A 19530-nucleotide genomic window follows, 5' to 3' on the forward strand; every position below is an offset into this window, starting at 1 on the left:
ACCATCGCGATTGCGGCCTGATCCGAGTTAACCAACCAGGTTGGCCGGGGTCAGGTAGGCGAGGTCGGCGAGTAGGGGCTCGCGGAGACCCTTCTTGATCATCTGCAGGGCCGGTCCGGCCAGGGCACTTCGCCCGGCCGCGATGTCGGAGGCCGTGGATGTCAGCACATCGACATCGACGGCCTGCTCGACGATTCCGGCGGCAACCGCATCGAGGCCGCCGTACCGACGTCCGGTGGTCATGGCCTCGGTGGCGGCGGCATCGGGCAGCCGGGTCCGGATCAATGTCGCCATCCCCTTGGTGAACGGCATTCCGAGCATCACCTCGGGAAGCGACCAGAAACCCCGCTCGGTCCGCATCACCCGGTGGTCGGCGCATAGCGCCAACATGGCACCGGCGCCGAAAGCGTGGCCGTTGATCGCAGCAACGGTGGGCTGCGGGAACGTCAGGATCCGCGTGTACAGGGCGTGGACGCGGTCGAGGTATGCCGGAAGTTTGTCGCCATTGGCGCCGATGTAATCGATATCGAGGCCGTTGGAGAAGAACTTTCCGGTTGCGGTGATGACCAACGCGCCCGGCTTGTTGTCGGCGACCTCATCGAGGCGAGCATTGATGGAGTCGAGCCAGTCGATTCCGAAACGATTGTCGGAATCACTGTCGTCACCCTCGGTGCCCAGATAGAGGGTGTGGACGGCGTCATGTGTGGTCACGTACGGCATGTCGCGAGCCTATCGGTCCCGGCCATTCCCGATGCGACGGACACAGCCCTGTTTGCGCCGGACCCGACTCAGGGTGCGAAAGCCGCCCCTTTTCGTCTTAGGGTTGTCCCATGGCAACCGACGGACCCGACGTGATTTCAACCAGTTCCGATCCGACGATCGATCCCACCGGCGCAGCGCAGGCGGCGGCCGACGCGATCGCTGCGGCAACCGGGAAACCGAGCCACGATGTGGCCGTCGTCCTCGGCTCGGGATGGGCGCCTGCCGCTGCCGCTTTGGGTACCGCCGACACCAGCATCCCGATGGCGGAGCTGCCCGGTTTCACGCCGCCGAGCGCGGCCGGACACTCCGGCACCGTCCACTCGTTGCGCATCGGCGGCCGTTCGGTGTTGGTGTTGTTGGGCAGAACCCATGCGTATGAGGGACATCCACTGGGCAGCGTGGTGCACGCGGTCCGGACCGCCGCCAAGTGCGGGGTGGAGACGATCGTGCTGACGAACGCGGCCGGCGGTCTGCGGCACGACATGACGGTCGGCCAGCCGGTCCTGATCAGTGATCACCTGAATCTCACGGCCCGCTCCCCTCTCATCGGCGCGCAGTTCGTCGACCTCGTCGACGCCTACGCACCGCGGCTGAGGAAGATCGCTCAGGCCGTCGATCCCACCCTCGCCGAAGGCGTCTACGCGGGACTTCCCGGGCCCCACTACGAAACACCCGCCGAGATCAACATGTTGCGGGTCCTGGGAGCCGACCTGGTGGGCATGTCGACCGTGCACGAGACCATCGCCGCCCGTGCGGAAAACATGTCGGTCCTGGGCATCTCGCTGGTCACCAATCTTGCGGCGGGTATCACCGGCGAACCGCTGAATCACGAAGAAGTCCTGGAAGTCGGCCGCGCCTCGGCCACCCGGATGGGTCACCTGCTGGCCCAGGTGATCGAACAGATCTGAGACCCCACATGACACAGGACTTTTCATGACGCCGCTCGAAGCAGTCCAGGCCTGGATCGACGCCGATCCCGATCCGCGTACCCGAGCCGAACTCGCCACGCTCAACACCGACGAGATCGACGAGAGGTTCTCCGACACCCTGCATTTCGGGACCGCAGGCCTACGCGGCCCGGTCCGCGCCGGGCCGCTGGGGATGAACGTCGCGGTGGTCACCAAGGCAACCGCCGGGGTCGGGCAGTGGCTGATCGACCACGGTCATGCAGGTGGCACAGTGGTTGTCGGTCGCGATGCCCGCCACGGTTCCGAGGACTTCTACAACGCGGTCGCGGAAGTCCTTGCGGCGCAGGGGTTCGACGTGGTCGCGCTGCCCGGTCCAGGACCGACACCCCTGGTTGCCTTCGCCGTCCGAAACCTGGACGCTGTCGCCGGGATCCAGATCACCGCCTCGCACAACCCGCCTGCCGACAACGGCTACAAGGTCTACTTGGATCAAGGGGCGCAACTGGTTCCGCCGGCCGACGCAGAGATCGAGCAATTGATCGCGGCCACCGGACCGGCCAACCGTATCCCGCGGACACCGGTGGCGCCGGATGATCGCGCGCACGAGAACATTGCGCACTACCTGGCTCGAATCGTGACCCGGTTCGGTCACCACGAGCATCGAACGATCCGGATCGCGCTGACCGCCATGCACGGTGTGGGCGGCGATCTCGCGGTAGAGGCCTTGCGCGAGTGCGGATTTCACAATGTCACGGTGGTCGGATTGCAGCATGCCCCGGATCCGGCGTTCCCCACCGCCGCGTTTCCCAATCCCGAGGAGCCGGGCGCTGCGGACCTGCTGCTCGAACTGGCCGTCGACATCGACGCCGACATCGCGATCGCCCTTGACCCCGACGCCGACCGTTGTGCGGTCGGCACGCGGATCGACGGCATATGGCGGATGCTCACCGGCGATGAAACCGGCGCGTTGCTCGGCTCCCAGATCATCGCCCAGCACACCGGCGAAGACGTATTGGTGGCCAACACGATCGTCTCCGGCAGCTTGTTGGGCAAGATCGCAAAGGCGTCCGGCGTTCGGTACGCGGCAACGCTGACCGGTTTCAAATGGCTGGTCCGAGCCGGAGAAGGACTGGTGTACGCCTATGAAGAAGCCATCGGACATTGCGTCGACCCTGATGGAGTCCGAGACAAAGACGGCATCAGCGCCGCGGTCGCGCTCAGTGTCCTGACCCAACAGCTCTCCGACTCCGACCGAGACCTGGCCGACCGTCTCGACGAAATCGCGACCGAGCACGGTGTCCATCTGACAGGCCAGTACTCACTGCGTGTCGACGACCTCGCTCAGATCACCGAGGTGATGGCGAACCTTCGGACCAACCCACCGCAGCACCTGGACGGGATCGCGGTCGACGCCGAGGATCTCCTCCAACGCGCGCCGGGTCAGTCGACCGACGCGGTGCAGCTCACCGGTACCTCTCAGACCGGCCAGATCAGGGTGATCGCCAGGCCCTCGGGTACCGAGCCGAAACTCAAGTTCTATCTCGAGGTCGCCGAATCCCCCGGCCCACCTCCGGCAACCGCACGAGCTTCGGCGGAGGCTCGAATGGCCACGATCACCTCCCAAGTCACCGCCTACTGTGCCGGGGGTCGCCGGTAGGGTGAGCGCGTGAGCGGAAACTACTACCCGACACCCCCACCGCGATCTCCATGGTCGTCACCGGTTGTGATCGGTGCGATCGTGGCCGGCGTACTCGTACTGGCGCTGGCCATCCTCCTCGGATTTCTCCTGATCCCGTCGGATGACCCCGCGTCCGAAGCCGAGGGCAGCAGCACCACAGCCGGCCCGCGGGTGTCGACGCACACCGTGACGGCCGAGCCGTCGACCGTGACCGCGACCCCCTCGCCGACGCCGACCACAACGACCTCGACACCGGCTGTTCCGGTGCCGAATGTCCCCGGCGCAGATCAGCAAGGCTTTGTCAGCGGTCCACGCTGCAACGGCCCAGAAGACACGGTGGTCATGGTCGGCCAGACAGATCAGTCGAAAATTGTTGTCTGCCAGTCGGATAATCAGTCGGGTCGCTACTACTACAAGGGTCTGGCGAACGGCCTGGGCGTCGAGATCCCGGATCCGACGCGCTCCGGGAACCAGTTCGTGGCGTTGAACCGCGACACCACCTATGAGATGACACCGACGTCCCTCACCATCGCAACGAACGGCGTGGTCGTCTCGCAGGAACCAATGCTCTACTACTGGACGAACTGATCATGATGCCATCCGAATCAAATGCCGACCCCAGGCCCGAAGTTCTGCACGCCGCCGGAATCGACGTGGTGCGCGGCGGGCGATACCTGTTGCGCGACATCGACTTCACCGTCAGTCCCGGAGAGCACTGGGCGCTCCTTGGCCCCAACGGCGCAGGCAAGTCGACGCTTCTACACATCCTCGGCGCGTTCGGGCACCCGACCCGCGGCACGGTGGACGTTCTCGGCCACCGTCTGGGCCGGGTCGACATGCGCGAATTGCGGACGCACATAGGACATGTCGACCCGCGGCACCGCCTCGATCTTCCATTGAGGGCGCATGACGTCGTCCTGACCGGGCTGACCAACACCCCGGAGCTCGACCCCCGCCGCACGTACACCACTGCCGATCACCGCCATGCCGACGATCTTCTCGAGCTACTCGGAATGTCTGCGCGCCGGGAATCGGTGTGGACCACGATGAGTCAGGGCGAACGCGGGCGCACCCTCATCGCGCGGGCTCTCATGCCGCGACCGTCACTGCTGTTGCTCGACGAGCCCGCCACCGGCCTCGACCTCGCCGCCCGTGAACAGCTGCTGACCAGCATCGACCAACTCCGAAAAGAAGTCACCGATCTGGCGAGCGTCATGGTCACCCATCATCTCGAAGACCTGCCGACCAGCACCAGTCATGCCCTGCTGCTGCGTGATGGGGAAACGGTCATCCAGGGCAGCGTCGACGAGGCTCTCACATCGGCGACCATCACCAAGTGCTTCGACCACCCGGTCCAGGTCAGGCGCGATGGTGGTCGGTGGGCGGCGCGCAGTCGTTAGATCCGTAAACCCACGATCGGAGGCAATCCCATGACAGCTGACTTCCCGGCGATCGGTGCCATCCATCACGTCAGCATCACTGTTGTCGACCTCGACCGGAGCATCGATTGGTACCGATGGGTCCTGGGCTTCGAGGTCGCCTCGCGCCAACAGAAAGACGATGCCGACAAGGCAATGCTCCATCATCCCGGCGGGCTCACCCTCAGTCTGATTTCACACGGTCCTCGCGCAACCCCGGACGGCTTCTCCGAATTCCGGCCCGGTCTCGATCACCTGGCGTTCGAAGTCGCCGACCTCGACGAACTGGAACGCTGGCGTTCGATACTCGACAATGCCCAGATCGAACACAACGGGATCGTGACGGGGATGATCGGACAACTCATCGCCTTCCGCGACCCCGATGGCATCGCCCTCGAGTTCTACACTCGCCGTCCGGCCACCTGATCAGGCCGCAGTCGGATCAGCGGGGTCCGAACTGGCGGTCACCGGCATCGCCGAGACCCGGCGTGATGTAGGCGACGTCGTTGAGACCGTCGTCGATGGCCGCGGTCACCAGGCGAACCGGAAGACCTGAATCACCCAGCGCTGCCACACCTTCGGGCGCAGCCACCACGCACACCGCGGTGATGTCGGTGGCCTTGCGGGTGACGAGCAACTCGATCGTGTGGATCATCGAACCACCGGTGGCAAGCATCGGGTCGAGGACGAAAACCGGCTGGCCGGACAGGTCGTCGGGAAGCGACTCGAGGTACGGCACCGGCTGGTGGGTGTCCTCGTTGCGAGCGATACCCACGAATCCCACGTTGGCCTCGGGCACCATGGCGTGCGCCTGCTCGACCATGCCCAAACCGGCGCGGAGCACGGGTACCAGTAGCGGAGGCGCAGCCAGCCGCACGCCCGTGGTCTCGGTCACCGGCGTCGACACCGCGATCTCGGTGACCGGAGCACCGATCAGCGCCTCGTAGATGAGCATCTGGGTCAGGTCTGACAACGCCCCACGAAACGCCGCGTTATCGGTGTTCTTGTCGCGCAAGGTGGTCAGTCTGGCCGCGGCCAAGGGATGATCGACAGTCCGGATCTGCATGGGATAACCATACGAGGGGAACCAGACCACCCGCCCATCGCGTCGTAAACCCATGACTTCGGTATCTGTTGAACCTGCCGCCCTGACCGCCGCTGCTGCCGGAACACGATCGGTGGCTGCCGAAATCGCGGCATACGCGGCCACCGGTCGCGTCGAGGCAGCCACACTCATTCCGGCATTCGGTCTCATGGGTGCCGAGTTCGCGGCCGCCGCGGTGATGGTCACCGACCGACACAGCCGTGAACTCACCGACCTCGCGTCCCGGATCGACGCGCTGGCAACCGACCTACAGAATTCCGCCGCCACATACTCGGGCGCCGACGACACCGGTGCGCGCGAGATCAGCGCCCAACCGAATAGCGTCCATCCGATCAAGGCCCTGTAGATGATCCCCGTCGAGATCCTGATCGCGCCGCTGCAAGCACTCCTTGCCACCCTTGGTACCGGTATCCTGCCGGGTGGTGCGCCGACGATGCAATTGAGAACAATCGCAACGGTTCTCGACGATTCCCGGGCCGGCCAGTACCGCGTGAACACCGAACTCAAACCACAGTGGTCCGGGGCAGGCGCCAACTCGGCCATCGCGGTTCTCGACGAGGCAGTCGTCGCGGCGGCCAACTACTCCGACGACAGCCTTGCCATCGCCGACATCATCGAGTCGGCAGGCGACACCGTGCGACAGGCCGCCCTCGAACTCGAGGCCATTCTCGATTCCTTTGTGACGATCGCGGCCGCGATGGGCCCGACGCTGTTCACCCCCGCGGGCATCGCCGCGATCCTCCCGATTGCGATGGCCCACCTGCAACGCGGCATCGACGTCGTCGAACGCACCCGCACGAGACTGAGCACGGACACCGAGAGGCTTCTGCAGATCGGCCGCACACCCGCGCCGGCCATCACCGCGTCGGCCACCACCGATCCGGTCACCGCCCAGCTGGCTCGAGTGGGCACCGAACTCGGCAATCTCGCGAACGCCGCCCTCGGGCCCGTCACCGCGGGCGCACAGTCCACCGTCACCGATTCAGGACTGCCGCCGGACCAGGGCGCCGCATCGACCGTTCCAGCCGGGTTGTCGGCCACCAACACCGACGGCACCGGTGTCGCAATCACCCTGCCGGACGGCTCGGTCGCCTATGCCCCCAACGAGCGCGCAGCCAAGGCGGTGCGGGCCGCGTTGAGCCAGCAGGGCGTCCCCTATGTCTGGGGCGGGACCACTCCCGGCGTGGGCCTCGACTGCAGCGGCCTGACCCAGTGGGCGTACCGCGAGGCAGGCGTCGAACTCCCCCGCCTCGCCCAAGAACAGGACTCCGCCGGTGTGGCGGTCTCACAAGCCGATCTGCGGCCAGGTGATCTCGCCGTCTGGTCCGGACACGTCGCGATGTACATCGGCAACGGCCAGATGGTCGAAGCCGGCGACCCGGTCAGCGTTTCACCCGTCCGGACGTCAAACTTGAGTCAGACGTTCGAGGGCTTCTACCGGCCCACGTGACTGCAGGCCTACGTGACTACAGGCCGCGTCTGACGATTTCGAATTCGTACCGCCGGATGTGCTCTTCGATGTGTGGGAGGTTGTCCGGATCATCCATCGCGATCGCCAACTCTCGCGTCCGCTGCGACGCAAAGAGCCCGGGGCGCAACTCGTCGTCCTCCATTGCCTCTGGATCTCTCATGCTCTCCATAGTCGCATCGCGTGGCCGTTGATGTGCTGACACTCACACACCGCGATGACGTTGTTCCTTGCTGACGATCAGGCTCCGAGCTTTCCCGAAGTCAACGGTCCGCAACACGCGTTGTGCCGGGCGGAGTCGCCGAATCGAGCCTCACATTCGAGGGCATTTACCGGCCGATCTCAGACGCGGCGACAAATTCACGACAAAGCCACAGCAGTAATGGTGAGGCGAGGTGGCCCATGGTCATCATCGGTGACTAGGCTCTGTCCCCATGGCCGGAGACATCGTCCCAATTGAACTCGTGATCACCGAAGGCAACACCTTTACGCTGTGGGCTCCCCGCTGGCGTGAGGGCGATGACGAGTGGGAGGCGTTCCTGGGTCTCGACGAAGACCTGTACGGATTCGGCTCGGTCGCCGAGCTTGTCGCATTCGTCCGGTCGGGTGCTGAAAACGATCTCGATGAGCACCCGGCATGGAAGACGGTCGTCGGACTCAAGGCCGACGAGTTCGAACCGGCGCAGGACAAGTCCTTCGACCTCATCGCCGTCCCGGAGCTCGCTGCCGAAGACCCGACCCCTGAGGTCATCGCCAAGCTCGAGGATGTCCTCGAGATCGTCCGGATCATCGGCGAGGTCTGCGAATTGACGCCGATCACCAAGTTCTTCAACGGCAATCCCATCCTCGGCGCGGTCACCACCGGCACCCGCAACTTCATCGGCAAAGACGGAGCCGAACTGTGGGAGCGCATCGGCACGCTCATCGACAAGCGTTGGGACGACGTCATCGACGCGATCGATGAGGTCATCAGCACTCCGGAGGTCGACGCCGAAGCCGTTGCGGTCGCCGACGCCGAACTCCTCGCAGCCGCCAGCGCCGAAGACGAGGACGAGCCAGACGAGGACGTCGAGATCGTCGACCGTGACGACGAAGACGATGACGAAGACGACGACGACGACCTCGTTGATGAAGACGACGAAGACGAAGACGAGTACGAAGAGATCGACGAAGACGACTTCTGGGCGTCAGTCGGTATCGACCCCATCCAGATCGTCACCGCCGAAGGCGAGTTCTTCTCGCTCCGTTGCTATCTGGACGACGATCCGGTCTTCCTCGGCAAGAACGGCAAGATCTTCGCCTTCACCTCCAAGCGTGCCCTGGAGCGGTACCTGGCCGACGACAACGAACACGACCTGTCGCCGATCAGCACCTTCGAGGACATCCAGGTCGCGGCCACCGACGGATCTCTCGAGATCGACGTCTACGAAGACAACGTCTACGTACTGCCGGGCCTGACCGATGACATCCTCGACGGCCCGCGCCGCATCGACCGCAAGCAACTCGAATTGGCTGTCGAACTGCTCACGGACGCAGCGGATTATGCGGACGACGATTCGGTGGCCGAGGCGTTGGGGACGACCACGCCACTCGGTTGGTTCGTGGACTACACGCTCAACCCGGATCCGAAGCGGATGGCGCCGAGCCCGCCGTTCGACAACGAGTCCGAAGCCTGGCGGGCACTCGAGCACGACTTCGACACCCGCCTGGAGAAGAAGCGCGGCTGACGCGCCTTCTTCTTGGCCCTGAAAACAGTCAAATACGGGGGCGGCAAGGGATATGTTCCCTCGCCGCCCCCGTATTCAGCGGTTTTCAGGGCAGGTCAGCCGACAGTTCAGCCGATCAGGACCGCATAGCCCGGTTTGATGACGTCGTCGATGATGGACAAACGTTCGTCGAAGTGGATGAACGCCGATTTCATGGCGTTCACCGTGAAGCGCTCCAGGTCGGACCATCCGTAGCCGAATTGGTCGACGAGCACCTTGCACTCGCGGCTCATGCTGGTATCGCTCATCAGTCGGTTGTCCGTGTTGACGGTGACCCGGAACCGTAGTCGCGCAAGCACATTGAACGGGTGTTCGGCCAGACTTGCCACAGCACCGGTCTGCACATTGGAGCTCGGGCACAATTCCAGCGGGATCCGCTTGTCGCGGACATAGTTCGCGATGTCCCCCAGCTGCGCGCCCTTGAATGCGTCCGCGGCGAGGTCGGCCCCCTCGGGCAACGTGATGTCGTCGATGACTCGGACCCCGTGTCCGAGCCGATCGGCGCCACAGAAGCTGATGGCCTCATGGATCGACGGCAACCCGAAGGCCTCCCCGGCATGAATGGTGAACGGTGCGTTCGAGGCCCGCATGTATTCGAACGCGTCGAGATGACGGCTCGGCGGGTAGCCCGCCTCGGCGCCTGCGATGTCGAAGCCGGCCACACCCTGATTCCGGTATCGCACCGCCAACTCTGCGATCTCCCGGGACCGCGCCGCGTGTCGCATCGCGGTGACGAGGGTGCGAACCTGAATCCGGCGACCCCGAGCCGCGGCCTCCGCGGTGCCGTCGACAAAGCCACGCAACACCGCCTCGACAACCTCGTCGAGCGACAGCCCGGCCTCGAGGTGCTGTTCCGGCGCAAACCGAACCTCGGCGTAGACAACACCGTCATCCGCGAGATCTTCGGCGCACTCCCGAGCCACCCGTTCGAGAGCCGGGGCGGTCTGCATCACGGCCACCGTGTGCTCGAACGTCTCCAGATATCGGACAAGCGAGCCACTGTCGGCGGCCTCCCGGAACCATGTCGCGAGATCTGCGTGATTGTCCGCCGGAAGAGATTTGTATCCGGCTTCGTGGGCGAGTTCGAGCACCGTTTCCGGACGCAGGCCACCGTCGAGGTGATCGTGGAGCAGCACCTTCGGGGCCAGCGCGATGGAGGTCAGATCCAGCGGCGATGATGTCATGAGTTGACGGTAACCTGATCGATGACCCGGGACCCGGTGTGCGGCGTTGCCGAACCGATCACAGCCGCACCCGTGAGCGCGTGAGCTCCGGCCTCGAACCGCTCCGGTGTCTGCGTGTACATGGTGAACAGCGGGTCACCGGCGCGAACCGTTTGCCCGGCCACCGCGTGCCACCGCACACCGGCTTCGGCCTGGACGGTCTGGCCCTGCCGTTCGCGGCCCGCTCCCAGCCGCCAAGCCGCCACCCCGACGGCCATCGCGTCGATCGACTCGATCACCCCGGCCTCCTGGGCCCTGATGACTTCTTCGTGATCTGCCTGCGGCAGAGGTGCTTTCGGATCACCGCTCTGTCCGGCGATCATCGCCTCCCACAGGTCCATCGCCTTGCCGTTGCGAAGATTCTCGGCCGGATCCACCCCGGTGATGCCACCGGCGGCCAGCATCTCGCGCGCCAGCGCCACCGTCAGTTCCACGACATCGGGTGGACCACCACCGGCCAGTACCTCCAACGATTCGGCAACCTCGAGCGCATTGCCTGCCGTCAGACCCAGCGGCTCGGACATCGATGTCAGCAGGGCCGACGTCCGGACACCCGCGTCATTGCCGATCTCGACCATGATCTGGGCGAGCTCACGGGCATCACTCTCGGATTTCATGAATGCACCAGAACCGACCTTTACGTCGAGTACCAGCGCACTGGTGCCCTCGGCGATCTTCTTGCTCATGATGGAGCTCGCGATGAGCGGGATCGACTCGACCGTCCCCGTGACGTCGCGCAGTGCGTAGAGCTTCTTGTCGGCAGGTGCCAACGCCGAACCGGCCGCACACACCACGGCACCGACCGATTCGAGTAGTTCGGTGATCCTGGTGTTGGTGAGGTCTGCACGCCATCCCGAGATGGCTTCGAGTTTGTCGAGCGTTCCCCCGGTGTGACCCAGGCCACGTCCCGACAATTGCGGCACCGCAATGCCATACGACGCCACCAACGGCGCCAGCGGCAACGTGATCTTGTCGCCCACCCCACCGGTCGAGTGTTTGTCGACGGTCACCAGTGGTTCACCGCCGCGATGCAGGTGCGTGAAATCCATTCGCTCACCGGTGTTGATCATCGCCTCGGTCCACCGGGCGATCTCACGACGGTCCATGCCGCGCAACAGGATCGCCATCGCCAGCGCCGACATCTGTTCGTCGTGCACCAGGCCGGCGGTGTAGGCGTTGACCACCCAATCGATTTGGCCATCGCTCAGCGCCCCGCCATCACGCTTGGTCCGGATCACCGAGACCGCGTCGAAGACCTCAGCCACGGACATCCCCCGACACCCGTCCGGCGGCCAGGTCGGACGGACCGAAATGGTCCGGAAGCAACTCGCCCAAGGACTTCGGGCCGTCCGGATGATCGATCAACATCTGCGGTCCGCCGTGTTCGAGCAACACCTGTCGGCAACGCCCGCAGGGCATCAGCACCTCACCCCGGCTGTCCGTGCAACTGAGCGCGATCAGGCGCCCACCACCGGTTGCGTGGAGATTTCCGGCCAATGTGCACTCGGCGCACAGGCCCAATCCATATGAGACATTTTCCACATTGCAACCCGTCACAAAACGGCCGTCATCGACTATTGCGGCCGCACCCACCGGATAGCCCGAATAAGGCGCATATGCCCACCCCATTACCTCAATAGCCTTGTCCCGCAGTACTTTCCAGTCAATTTCCGGTGCCACAGGGTAGCCCTTTCGCCATCGACGCCCACGAAAGCGGACATCACCTACACACTAAAACCTTGGTAAGGCAACCCTAAGTCGAGATGTGTTGCAGCTCATCTCCACTCGGGCAGGATTCTTTCTCACAACAGCTTAGGTTTATGGTTCTTGACGTGGGTCCACGATCGAGCAGCCCGGAACCGCGCTCGACGCGTCCATCAACGATGTTGGAGGCCAATTTCTCGATGAGCATTCCTACCGAGACCGCGCCCAAACCGGTGCGCAAGCGCTCGTTGTACCGGGGCGACCCAGGCATGTGGTCCTGGGTGCTGCACCGGATAACCGGCGTATCCATTTTCTTCTTCCTCTTTGTACACGTTCTCGACACGGCAGTGATCCGGATCGATCCGGACAAATACTCCGAGATCATCGAGACGTACAAGAACCCGATCATCGGTCTGATGGAGATCGGACTCGTCGCCTGCGTGCTGTACCACGCGTTGAACGGTGTCCGGATCATCCTGGTCGACTTCTGGTCCAAGGGACCGAAGTTCCAGCGTCAGATGCTGTGGACGATCTTGACCTTGTTCGTGATCATCTTCGGCGCAGCGACGGTACGTCTGCTGCAGCTGCTCGTGGAACACATTTAGGAAGGCGCCGCAGATGACCGCATCACAAGCACCTCGGATCGCCAAAACCTACGGCACCGACCACGATCGTCCGGCCAGCCTCGACAACCCGCGCTCACCGCGCCGGCCCAAGGGTGGCAACTTCGAGAAGAACGCATGGCTCTTCATGCGCTTCTCGGGTATCGCACTGATCATTCTGACCATCGGTCACATGTTCATCATGCTGGCGTGGGACGACGGTGTGCACCGGATCGACGCCTCGTTTGTCGCCGCCCGCTGGAAAGAACCGTTCTGGCAGGTCTGGGACCTCTCCATGCTGTGGCTCGCCCAGCTTCACGGAGGAAACGGCGTCCGTACCGTGATCGCCGATTACTCCCGCAAGGACTCGACCCGGTTCTGGCTGAACACACTGCTGGTCCTGTCGATGATCCTGGTGCTGCTCACCGGCACCTATGCCCTGCTTACCTTCGACGTGAACAGCGTCTAGACCCGGCCCGAATCGGAGCAACAAACACATGCAGGAACATCGTTACGACGTAGTCATCATCGGCGCCGGCGGCGCCGGGATGCGCGCGGCCATCGAGGCCGGGCCGCGCGCCCGCACCGCAGTGCTGACGAAGCTCTACCCGACCCGTAGCCACACCGGCGCGGCCCAGGGCGGAATGTGCGCAGCACTGGCCAACGTCGAAGAAGACAACTGGGAATGGCACACCTTCGACACCGTCAAGGGCGGCGATTACCTCGCCGACCAGGACGCGGTCGAGATCATGGCCAAAGAAGCCATCGACGCCGTGCTCGACCTCGAGAAGATGGGGCTGCCGTTCAACCGCACCCCTGAGGGCAAGATCGATCAGCGCCGCTTCGGTGGTCACACCCGCGATCACGGCAAGAGCCCGGTCCGCCGTGCCTGCTACGCCGCCGACCGCACCGGCCACATGATCCTGCAGACGCTGTACCAGAACTGCGTCAAGCACGACGTCGAGTTCTTCAACGAGTTCTACGCACTCGACATCTGCCTCACCGAGAACGAGCAGGGTGAGCAGGTGGCCACCGGTGTGGTCGCCTACGAACTCGCCACCGGTGAGATCCACGTCTTCCACGCCAAGTCGATCGTCTTCGCCACCGGCGGGTCGGGCCGGATGTACAAGACCACGTCCAACGCCCACACCCTCACCGGTGACGGCATGGGCATCGTCTTCCGTAAGGGCCTGCCGCTCGAGGACATGGAGTTCCACCAGTTCCACCCGACGGGTCTGGCCGGCCTCGGCATCCTGATCTCCGAAGCCGTCCGCGGTGAGGGCGGAATCCTCCGCAACGTCGACGGTGAACGCTTCATGGAGCGCTACGCCCCGACCATCAAGGACCTCGCGCCCCGCGACATCGTCGCCCGGTCGATGGTGCTGGAGGTCCTCGAGGGCCGCGGCGCCGGACCGAACAAGGATTACGTCTACATCGACGTGACCCACCTCGGCGAGGACGTCCTCAACGAGAAGCTCCCGGACATCACCGAGTTCGCCCGTACCTACCTCGGCGTCGACCCGGTCACCGAGTACGTGCCGGTGTTCCCCACCTGTCACTACGTCATGGGCGGTATCCCCACCAAGATCAACGGTGAGGTGCTGCGCAACAACGACGAGATCGTCCACGGTCTGTACGCCGCAGGCGAATGTGCCTGCGTCTCGGTCCACGGCGCCAACCGTCTCGGCACCAACTCGCTGCTCGACATCAACGTGTTCGGTCGCCGCGCCGGCATCGCTGCCGCCGAGTACGCGCTGTCCACCGAGTTCACCCCTCTCCCCGAGGCACCGACCGCCATGGTCGATGGCTGGCTCGAGACGATCCTGTCCGAGCACGGACACGAGCGCGTCGCGGACATTCGCTCCGAACTGCAGGCCACGATGGACGCGAACGCATCGGTGTTCCGCACCGACGCGACGCTCACCAAGGTCTTGAACGACATCCACGGCTTCAAGGAGCGTTACAACAGCATCCGCGTGCACGACAAGGGCAAGCGCTTCAACAGCGACCTGCTCGAGGCCATCGAGCTGGGCTTCCTGCTCGAAATGGCCGAGGTCACCGTGGTCGGTGCGCTGAACCGCAAGGAAACCCGTGGCGGGCATGCCCGCGAGGACTACCCGACCCGCGACGACGTCAACTACATGCAGCACACGATGGCCTACAAGAAGGGCGACGGACTGATCGCCCCGATTGAATTGGACTACAAGCCCGTGGTCCAGACCCGCTACGAACCGATGGAGCGGAAGTACTGATGACTGCCACAACCGATACCGCTGTCCGGCACGACGATCCGCCGTTGCCTCCGGTCCCTGAAGAGGCGACCATGGTCACGCTCAAGATCAGCCGGTTCAACCCGGAAGATCCTGACGCCCAGGGCTTCGAGAGCTTCCGGGTCCCGGCTCTGCCGACCGACCGCCTTCTCAACCTGTTGCTGTACGTGAAGGGCTACCTCGACGGCACCCTCACGTTCCGTCGCTCGTGCGCCCACGGCGTCTGCGGCAGTGATGCCATGCGGATCAACGGCGTCAACCGGCTCGCCTGCAAGCTGCTGATGAAGGACATGCTCCCCAAGGACAAGTCCAAGGAGATCACCATCACGGTCGAGCCCATCAAGGGCCTGCCCGTCGAGAAAGATCTCGTCGTCGACATGGAACCGTTCTTCGACGCTTTCCGCGCCGTGAAGCCGTTCTTGATGACCAGTGGCAACGAGCCGACCCGTGAGCGCATCCAGAGCCAGGCCGACCGCGCCCGCTTCGACGACACCACCAAGTGCATCCTGTGTGCCTGCTGCACCACGAGTTGCCCGGTGTACTGGAACGAAGGCAGCTACTTCGGTCCGGCCGCGATCGTCAATGCGCATCGGTTCATCTTCGACAGCCGTGACGAAGGTGCCGCCGAACGCCTCGACATCCTCAACGACGTCGACGGGGTGTGGCGCTGCCGCACCACCTTCAACTGCACCGACGCCTGCCCTCGTGGCATCCAGGTGACCCAGGCGATCCAGGAAGTCAAGCGCGCGTTGATGTTTGCACGCTGATCGCACTGATCTGATCTGACAACAAAATGGTCGCCGCCCTTTCGAGGGCGGCGACCATTTTTGTGTTCGGCCTGGCGATCAGTAGTGGTAGGTGTCCGACGGTGCCGGCATGTGGTCCGGGTCGTCGTACTCCTGGTTGAACTCGATGCCGTAGGCGCGGGCCAGATCCAGGATCTTGGTGCCACGGGCGATACGGGGCAGATCTGATCCGTTGCGGATCTCTCCCCCGTCGCGCTCGTACTCGGCGAAGAACTCCAGCGCCCACGCGACCTCTTCGTGCGACGGAGACAGTCCCTCGTTGACCGCGGCGCACTGATCCGGTGTCAGACAGATCTTTCCGGTCATGCCGAACTCCGCGCTGACCGCGGTGGCCTCGCTGAGTTTGAGCGCCGATGAACCGACGGTCGGACCGTCGATCGCACTCGGCAGGTGCGCCGCCTTGGCCGCGATGGTGAAACGCGACCTGGCGTAGGCCAGGGTCGCGGGCTGATCACCGAATCCGGTGTCGCGGCGGAAGTCGCCGATCCCGAAGGCGAGACGGAATGTGCCTTTGGCCGAGGCGATCTCGCTGATCCGTTCCAGACCACGTGCGGTCTCGACCAAGGCCACGATCGGCACACCCGGCAGTCGCTTCGCGGTTTCGGTGACGTGGTCCACCGACTCGACCATCGCCAGCATCACGCCACCGACCTTGACCTCACCCAGTGCGGCCAGATCATCGGCCCACCACTGGGTGCCGAATCCGTTCACCCGCACCCAGTCGCGGTTGCCACCGGCAAGCCACCGGACGACGTGGTCGCGGGCGGCGACCTTGTCCTTCGGTGCCACCGCATCCTCGATGTCGAGGACAACGATGTCGGCACGCGAATGCACGGCCGGTTGGAAGCGTTCATTCTGCAAACCGTTGACCAGGAGCCAACTTCGGGCCAGCACCGGATCGATGCGCGAGCCGACTTCGTCGGGGTCGACAGTGGTGACAGGAATCTTAGAGGCGTTCACAAAAGAACATGATCCCCTACCGACCGTCGTCGACGCCATCCTCATGGGCCATCCAGTGCACCAGGCGATGTAACGGGTACATCGCATCGTGCGGATTGCCGATCGTGCTCGGCCCCGCCTCACCCAGATGAACGATCCGTTGTGCGCCGCCGCTGGCAAGCTGGTCGCGGTAGTCGCACATTCGGTCGAACGGGTAGAAGCCCACGGTCTGAGTCGCCACGTTGACGTACTTCATCGCGTCGTCGAGGGAGTCGACCCGCACCACGTTGGCGGTCTTGTTGATCGGATGGAAGTCAACCGGCTCGTCCGAACGGATCACCAGACCGGTGCCGTCGGTTTTGCCCCACACCCGGAACTCGTCGTCGAGCATCATCAAGGTGTCGACCTGTTCGCGCAGGTCCATCTCCAACGGCCGACGATCCCCGGAATCTGCTGCCTTCGCGACAATCCGCGCGTGGAGGCGTTCACAGAATCGGTCGGCGTCCTCCTGGTTCGCCTCGACATGTACAAAGCGGCTGGCCACGCACGCTTCCTGGTTCAAGATCATGACGTCGGTGGCAGCCAACTCGGCAGCGAGGTCGAGCGACTCATCAGAGGCAAACGCCTCTTTGCCGACCATCGAGATCGACGTCTTGGGATCGAACGACACCAGCTGGAACCCCGGTCCCAGGTACTTGATCACGTTGTTGATCGCATCACCGCCACCCCAGGCCACGATCTTGTCGTAATACTGCGGGCGATAGAGGACGCGCTCCACCTGGTCGTCGCCGCCGCGCCAGTAGACCGCCGACATCGACTTCACGATCGCGTGGTCCGGATCGATCTCTGCCATGGTCCGCAGGATCGCGACGGTGGTGAACGGATCACTCGATGACATCTTGAACAGGTTGACAGCCTTGACCATCGCGCCCTGGGCAATGGACTTCACGGCGACACCGGGCGAGTTGCCGGGCAGCACATGAACCAGACGCGGCGCGAAGGCACGGACGAAACTCTTGCGACCGGTGAAGTCCCCCTTCGGAACCCATTCGTCGAGCGCTTTGGGGTCCGGGAAGTTCTGCTCCACGACGGCCTCGAGCACCCGCTTGTCGAGATAGGCGGCTGCGCCTTGGACCTGCGCCTGCAGCACTGCGCGCGGCAGGACGTGCGTGGAGGCCATCCGGTCGATGCAGTCCTGCACAAAGGGATTCCCGGGATCGTTGATGCGCTGACCGGTCTCGACAAGGAAGTCGATGATCTCGGCGAGCGGCACGTTGAGCAGGGGTGGCAGCTCGGTGCGCGGGTGCACCACCTTGTCCATCGCGATGCGTGGAGTGGTGAACGTGACCCCTAGATCGCGGGAACGGTGCGAGACTTCCTGGCCCTCGAACAGTTCTCCCCGCAGGAAGAACGGCGCCGAGACCGTGGTGTGGTCCACTGCCCGGTCGGTGTCGATCGTTGTCATGACAGACCTCTCACATATGCGTCGACAGTGCCGGCACAGCCGATCTTGTCGTCGCCCTTGATATCCGCGTAGCGGGCGATGTTGTCGCGGATCGATGCGCCCTTGGAGCCGCAGGCGCAGGGACTGAAGTCGAGCGAGATCTTGTCGCCGGTGATGACGCCACCCCAACGACCGTCGAGCGAAAGGTCGAAGAAGGCTGCGCGCCCCTCGATCTCACCGGTCTCGTGCGGAAGCAGGTTCTCCCCGGATTCGTCGAGGACGAAGGGCACAATCCACGGCGGTACGTGATAGCGCTCCCCGGCTTGGCATTTGGGCATTCCGGAGTTGAGCTCCTGCATGGAGTAATTCTGGAAATCCCGGCTGGCCGGGATGTTGAAGGTTTGGTGGACGAACTCCTGATAGTCCGGTGGCAGCTGCGCCCGCTTGAGTCCGCCACCGACGTAGATGCAGTTGTCGGGATGAAAGTCCTTCGCGGAGTAGCCCATGTCGCGAACCAGCTTCGCCAGCTGGTACAGCGAGTTCCACATCCCCGCGAGGTAGAGCTTTTCGTGGCGATACTCGATGAGCGCCTCTGCGCCGCGGATCATCGCCTTGTCGAGGCCCTCCTGACGCTCCAGCGAGGTCCGCTCGAAGTCCGCCAGTTCATCGGGTCGGGCGGTGCCATCGGCGATCTTCTTGCGCAGCACCACCATCTGGGTCAGCGAACCGACTGTGATCGGTGGGATCGGCAACCGAAACCGCTCCAAGGCCGGATCACCGAATGCCGCGAGCTGAGCCTCCGCGATGACCTCGTTCTTGGGGACCGACGCCGTGGGCGCCAACCCCATGATCCGCCGGTCCGCGGCCGGTTTGACGCCCGAACCCCACGAGAAGACGTTGACCGTGTCCATCCGCGACCACGCCATGTCTTTGTCGCTGGCCGGCAACATCGCCGATTTTCCGGTGGTGCCGCTGGAGCAGGACACGTAGTGCCCGGCAGCCGCGAGGCGCCCGATCCACTCGTCGATGTCGCCGATGTCTGCGGTCTCGATCGGGGTGATGGGATGCGGGGAGACCGTCCCGAGCCATTTGCCGAGGCGGTCCCACTTCTCCTCGATCAGGAAGCTCTCGGGATAGCTCTTGTACGCGGTGTGCGGAAACAGCAACGCCACCATGTCCTCGCGGCTGCGAACTTCGGTGATGCCGGCCTCGCGGGCTCGGTGACCGAGCAGTTTGATGCGATCTTTGCGTTCCTGGAATTGCTCCTCGAGCGCTTCGATCTGGATCGGGAGCAGCTCGGCGGGCGAATGGTCGAAGCGGTCCTCCGCATCGACCAAACTCACCAGCCTCTCGGTGGCTGAAGTCACGTGGTCAACCTTTCAATTGTGGTCGAGCCGGTTCCATTAATGGCACCTTATGCGTATCATTCGTACCTGT

The 19530-nt window shown here is 64.0% G+C and carries 21 protein-coding genes; 12 read left to right on the top strand and 9 right to left on the bottom strand.

Annotated features, from left to right (window positions below):
• Window positions 1-27: 27 nt before the first annotated feature.
• Window positions 28-720: an enoyl-CoA hydratase/isomerase family protein gene (locus AC1D75_RS23945; protein WP_495517837.1), complete on the bottom strand. Its 693-nt coding sequence runs from the start codon at window positions 718-720 to the stop codon at window positions 28-30.
• Between the two features lie 110 nt (window positions 721-830).
• Between AC1D75_RS23945 and AC1D75_RS23950 the strand changes: the two genes are divergently transcribed.
• The 5 genes from AC1D75_RS23950 to AC1D75_RS23970 are packed head-to-tail and all read left to right on the top strand — an operon-like array spanning window position 831 to window position 5192.
• Entirely contained in the window at window positions 831-1670 is an 840-nt protein-coding gene (locus tag AC1D75_RS23950; RefSeq protein ID WP_495517838.1) for a purine-nucleoside phosphorylase, read from the top strand.
• A 25-nt stretch (window positions 1671-1695) separates the two neighbouring features.
• Entirely contained in the window at window positions 1696-3327 is a 1632-nt protein-coding gene (locus tag AC1D75_RS23955; protein WP_495517839.1) for a phospho-sugar mutase, read from the top strand.
• A 9-nt stretch (window positions 3328-3336) separates the two neighbouring features.
• Window positions 3337-3936: a hypothetical protein gene (locus AC1D75_RS23960; protein WP_495517840.1), complete on the top strand. Its 600-nt coding sequence runs from the start codon at window positions 3337-3339 to the stop codon at window positions 3934-3936.
• A gap of 2 nt (window positions 3937-3938) precedes the next feature.
• Window positions 3939-4748 carry an ABC transporter ATP-binding protein gene (locus AC1D75_RS23965; RefSeq protein ID WP_495517841.1) on the top strand — a complete coding sequence of 270 codons (810 nt, stop codon included), beginning with the start codon at window positions 3939-3941 and terminating at the stop codon, window positions 4746-4748.
• A gap of 30 nt (window positions 4749-4778) precedes the next feature.
• A complete protein-coding gene (locus AC1D75_RS23970) occupies window positions 4779-5192 on the top strand; it encodes a VOC family protein (protein WP_495517842.1) in 414 nt (137 codons plus the stop codon).
• A gap of 16 nt (window positions 5193-5208) precedes the next feature.
• Here AC1D75_RS23970 and upp read toward each other — a convergent pair whose 3' ends face one another.
• Complete coding sequence (upp, locus tag AC1D75_RS23975; RefSeq protein WP_495517843.1) at window positions 5209-5832, bottom strand: uracil phosphoribosyltransferase; 624 nt, start codon at window positions 5830-5832, stop codon at window positions 5209-5211.
• A 52-nt stretch (window positions 5833-5884) separates the two neighbouring features.
• Here upp and AC1D75_RS23980 point away from each other — a divergent pair, with 52 nt between their 5' ends.
• Entirely contained in the window at window positions 5885-6217 is a 333-nt protein-coding gene (locus AC1D75_RS23980) for a type VII secretion target (protein ID WP_495517844.1), read from the top strand.
• Window positions 6218-7321 carry a C40 family peptidase gene (locus tag AC1D75_RS23985; protein WP_495517845.1) on the top strand — a complete coding sequence of 368 codons (1104 nt, stop codon included), beginning with the start codon at window positions 6218-6220 and terminating at the stop codon, window positions 7319-7321.
• A 16-nt stretch (window positions 7322-7337) separates the two neighbouring features.
• Here the strand turns inward: AC1D75_RS23985 and AC1D75_RS23990 are convergent, their stop codons facing one another.
• The gene (locus AC1D75_RS23990) at window positions 7338-7502 is read right to left on the bottom strand and encodes a hypothetical protein (protein ID WP_495517846.1); all 165 of its coding nucleotides are present in this window, start codon (window positions 7500-7502) and stop codon (window positions 7338-7340) included.
• A 271-nt stretch (window positions 7503-7773) separates the two neighbouring features.
• Here AC1D75_RS23990 and AC1D75_RS23995 point away from each other — a divergent pair, with 271 nt between their 5' ends.
• Window positions 7774-9066, top strand: coding sequence for a SatS C-terminal domain-containing protein (locus tag AC1D75_RS23995; RefSeq protein ID WP_495517847.1), 1293 nt, complete (start codon window positions 7774-7776; stop codon window positions 9064-9066).
• A gap of 107 nt (window positions 9067-9173) precedes the next feature.
• Here the strand turns inward: AC1D75_RS23995 and AC1D75_RS24000 are convergent, their stop codons facing one another.
• From AC1D75_RS24000 to AC1D75_RS24010, 3 genes are read right to left on the bottom strand one after another with little or no spacing between them, the layout of a single operon-like run.
• Entirely contained in the window at window positions 9174-10289 is a 1116-nt protein-coding gene (locus AC1D75_RS24000; protein WP_495517848.1) for an adenosine deaminase, read from the bottom strand.
• Window positions 10286-11599 carry a thymidine phosphorylase gene (locus tag AC1D75_RS24005; protein ID WP_495517849.1) on the bottom strand — a complete coding sequence of 438 codons (1314 nt, stop codon included), beginning with the start codon at window positions 11597-11599 and terminating at the stop codon, window positions 10286-10288. Before AC1D75_RS24005 ends, AC1D75_RS24000 begins: the two co-directional genes overlap by 4 nt.
• Window positions 11586-12008 (bottom strand): cytidine deaminase, encoded by a 423-nt coding sequence (locus AC1D75_RS24010; protein WP_495517850.1) that lies wholly within the window; start codon window positions 12006-12008, stop codon window positions 11586-11588. The genes AC1D75_RS24005 and AC1D75_RS24010 overlap by 14 nt, the downstream gene beginning before the upstream one ends.
• Before the next feature lie 224 nt (window positions 12009-12232).
• On the opposite strand from AC1D75_RS24010, the gene sdhC reads away from it, so the two are divergent.
• The 4 genes from sdhC to AC1D75_RS24030 are packed head-to-tail and all read left to right on the top strand — an operon-like array spanning window position 12233 to window position 15671.
• Window positions 12233-12637: a succinate dehydrogenase, cytochrome b556 subunit gene (gene sdhC, locus AC1D75_RS24015; protein WP_495517851.1), complete on the top strand. Its 405-nt coding sequence runs from the start codon at window positions 12233-12235 to the stop codon at window positions 12635-12637.
• Between the two features lie 13 nt (window positions 12638-12650).
• Entirely contained in the window at window positions 12651-13103 is a 453-nt protein-coding gene (locus AC1D75_RS24020) for a succinate dehydrogenase hydrophobic membrane anchor subunit (RefSeq protein WP_482138449.1), read from the top strand.
• Between the two features lie 28 nt (window positions 13104-13131).
• Window positions 13132-14886: a succinate dehydrogenase flavoprotein subunit gene (gene sdhA / locus AC1D75_RS24025; protein ID WP_495517852.1), complete on the top strand. Its 1755-nt coding sequence runs from the start codon at window positions 13132-13134 to the stop codon at window positions 14884-14886.
• Window positions 14886-15671, top strand: coding sequence for a succinate dehydrogenase iron-sulfur subunit (locus AC1D75_RS24030; protein ID WP_495517853.1), 786 nt, complete (start codon window positions 14886-14888; stop codon window positions 15669-15671). The genes sdhA and AC1D75_RS24030 overlap by 1 nt, the downstream gene beginning before the upstream one ends.
• Before the next feature lie 78 nt (window positions 15672-15749).
• On the opposite strand, the gene AC1D75_RS24035 is transcribed toward AC1D75_RS24030, so the two are convergent.
• Genes AC1D75_RS24035 through AC1D75_RS24045 form a run of 3 tightly spaced genes read right to left on the bottom strand, consistent with a single transcriptional unit; the run spans window position 15750 to window position 19460 of the window.
• Window positions 15750-16670 (bottom strand): HpcH/HpaI aldolase/citrate lyase family protein, encoded by a 921-nt coding sequence (locus tag AC1D75_RS24035; protein WP_495517854.1) that lies wholly within the window; start codon window positions 16668-16670, stop codon window positions 15750-15752.
• A 16-nt stretch (window positions 16671-16686) separates the two neighbouring features.
• Window positions 16687-18114: an acyl-CoA reductase gene (locus AC1D75_RS24040; protein WP_495517855.1), complete on the bottom strand. Its 1428-nt coding sequence runs from the start codon at window positions 18112-18114 to the stop codon at window positions 16687-16689.
• Entirely contained in the window at window positions 18111-19460 is a 1350-nt protein-coding gene (locus AC1D75_RS24045) for a hypothetical protein (protein ID WP_495517856.1), read from the bottom strand. Before AC1D75_RS24045 ends, AC1D75_RS24040 begins: the two co-directional genes overlap by 4 nt.
• Window positions 19461-19530: the final 70 nt, after the last annotated feature.

It is taken from the genome of Williamsia sp. Y712 (assembly GCF_059445525.1).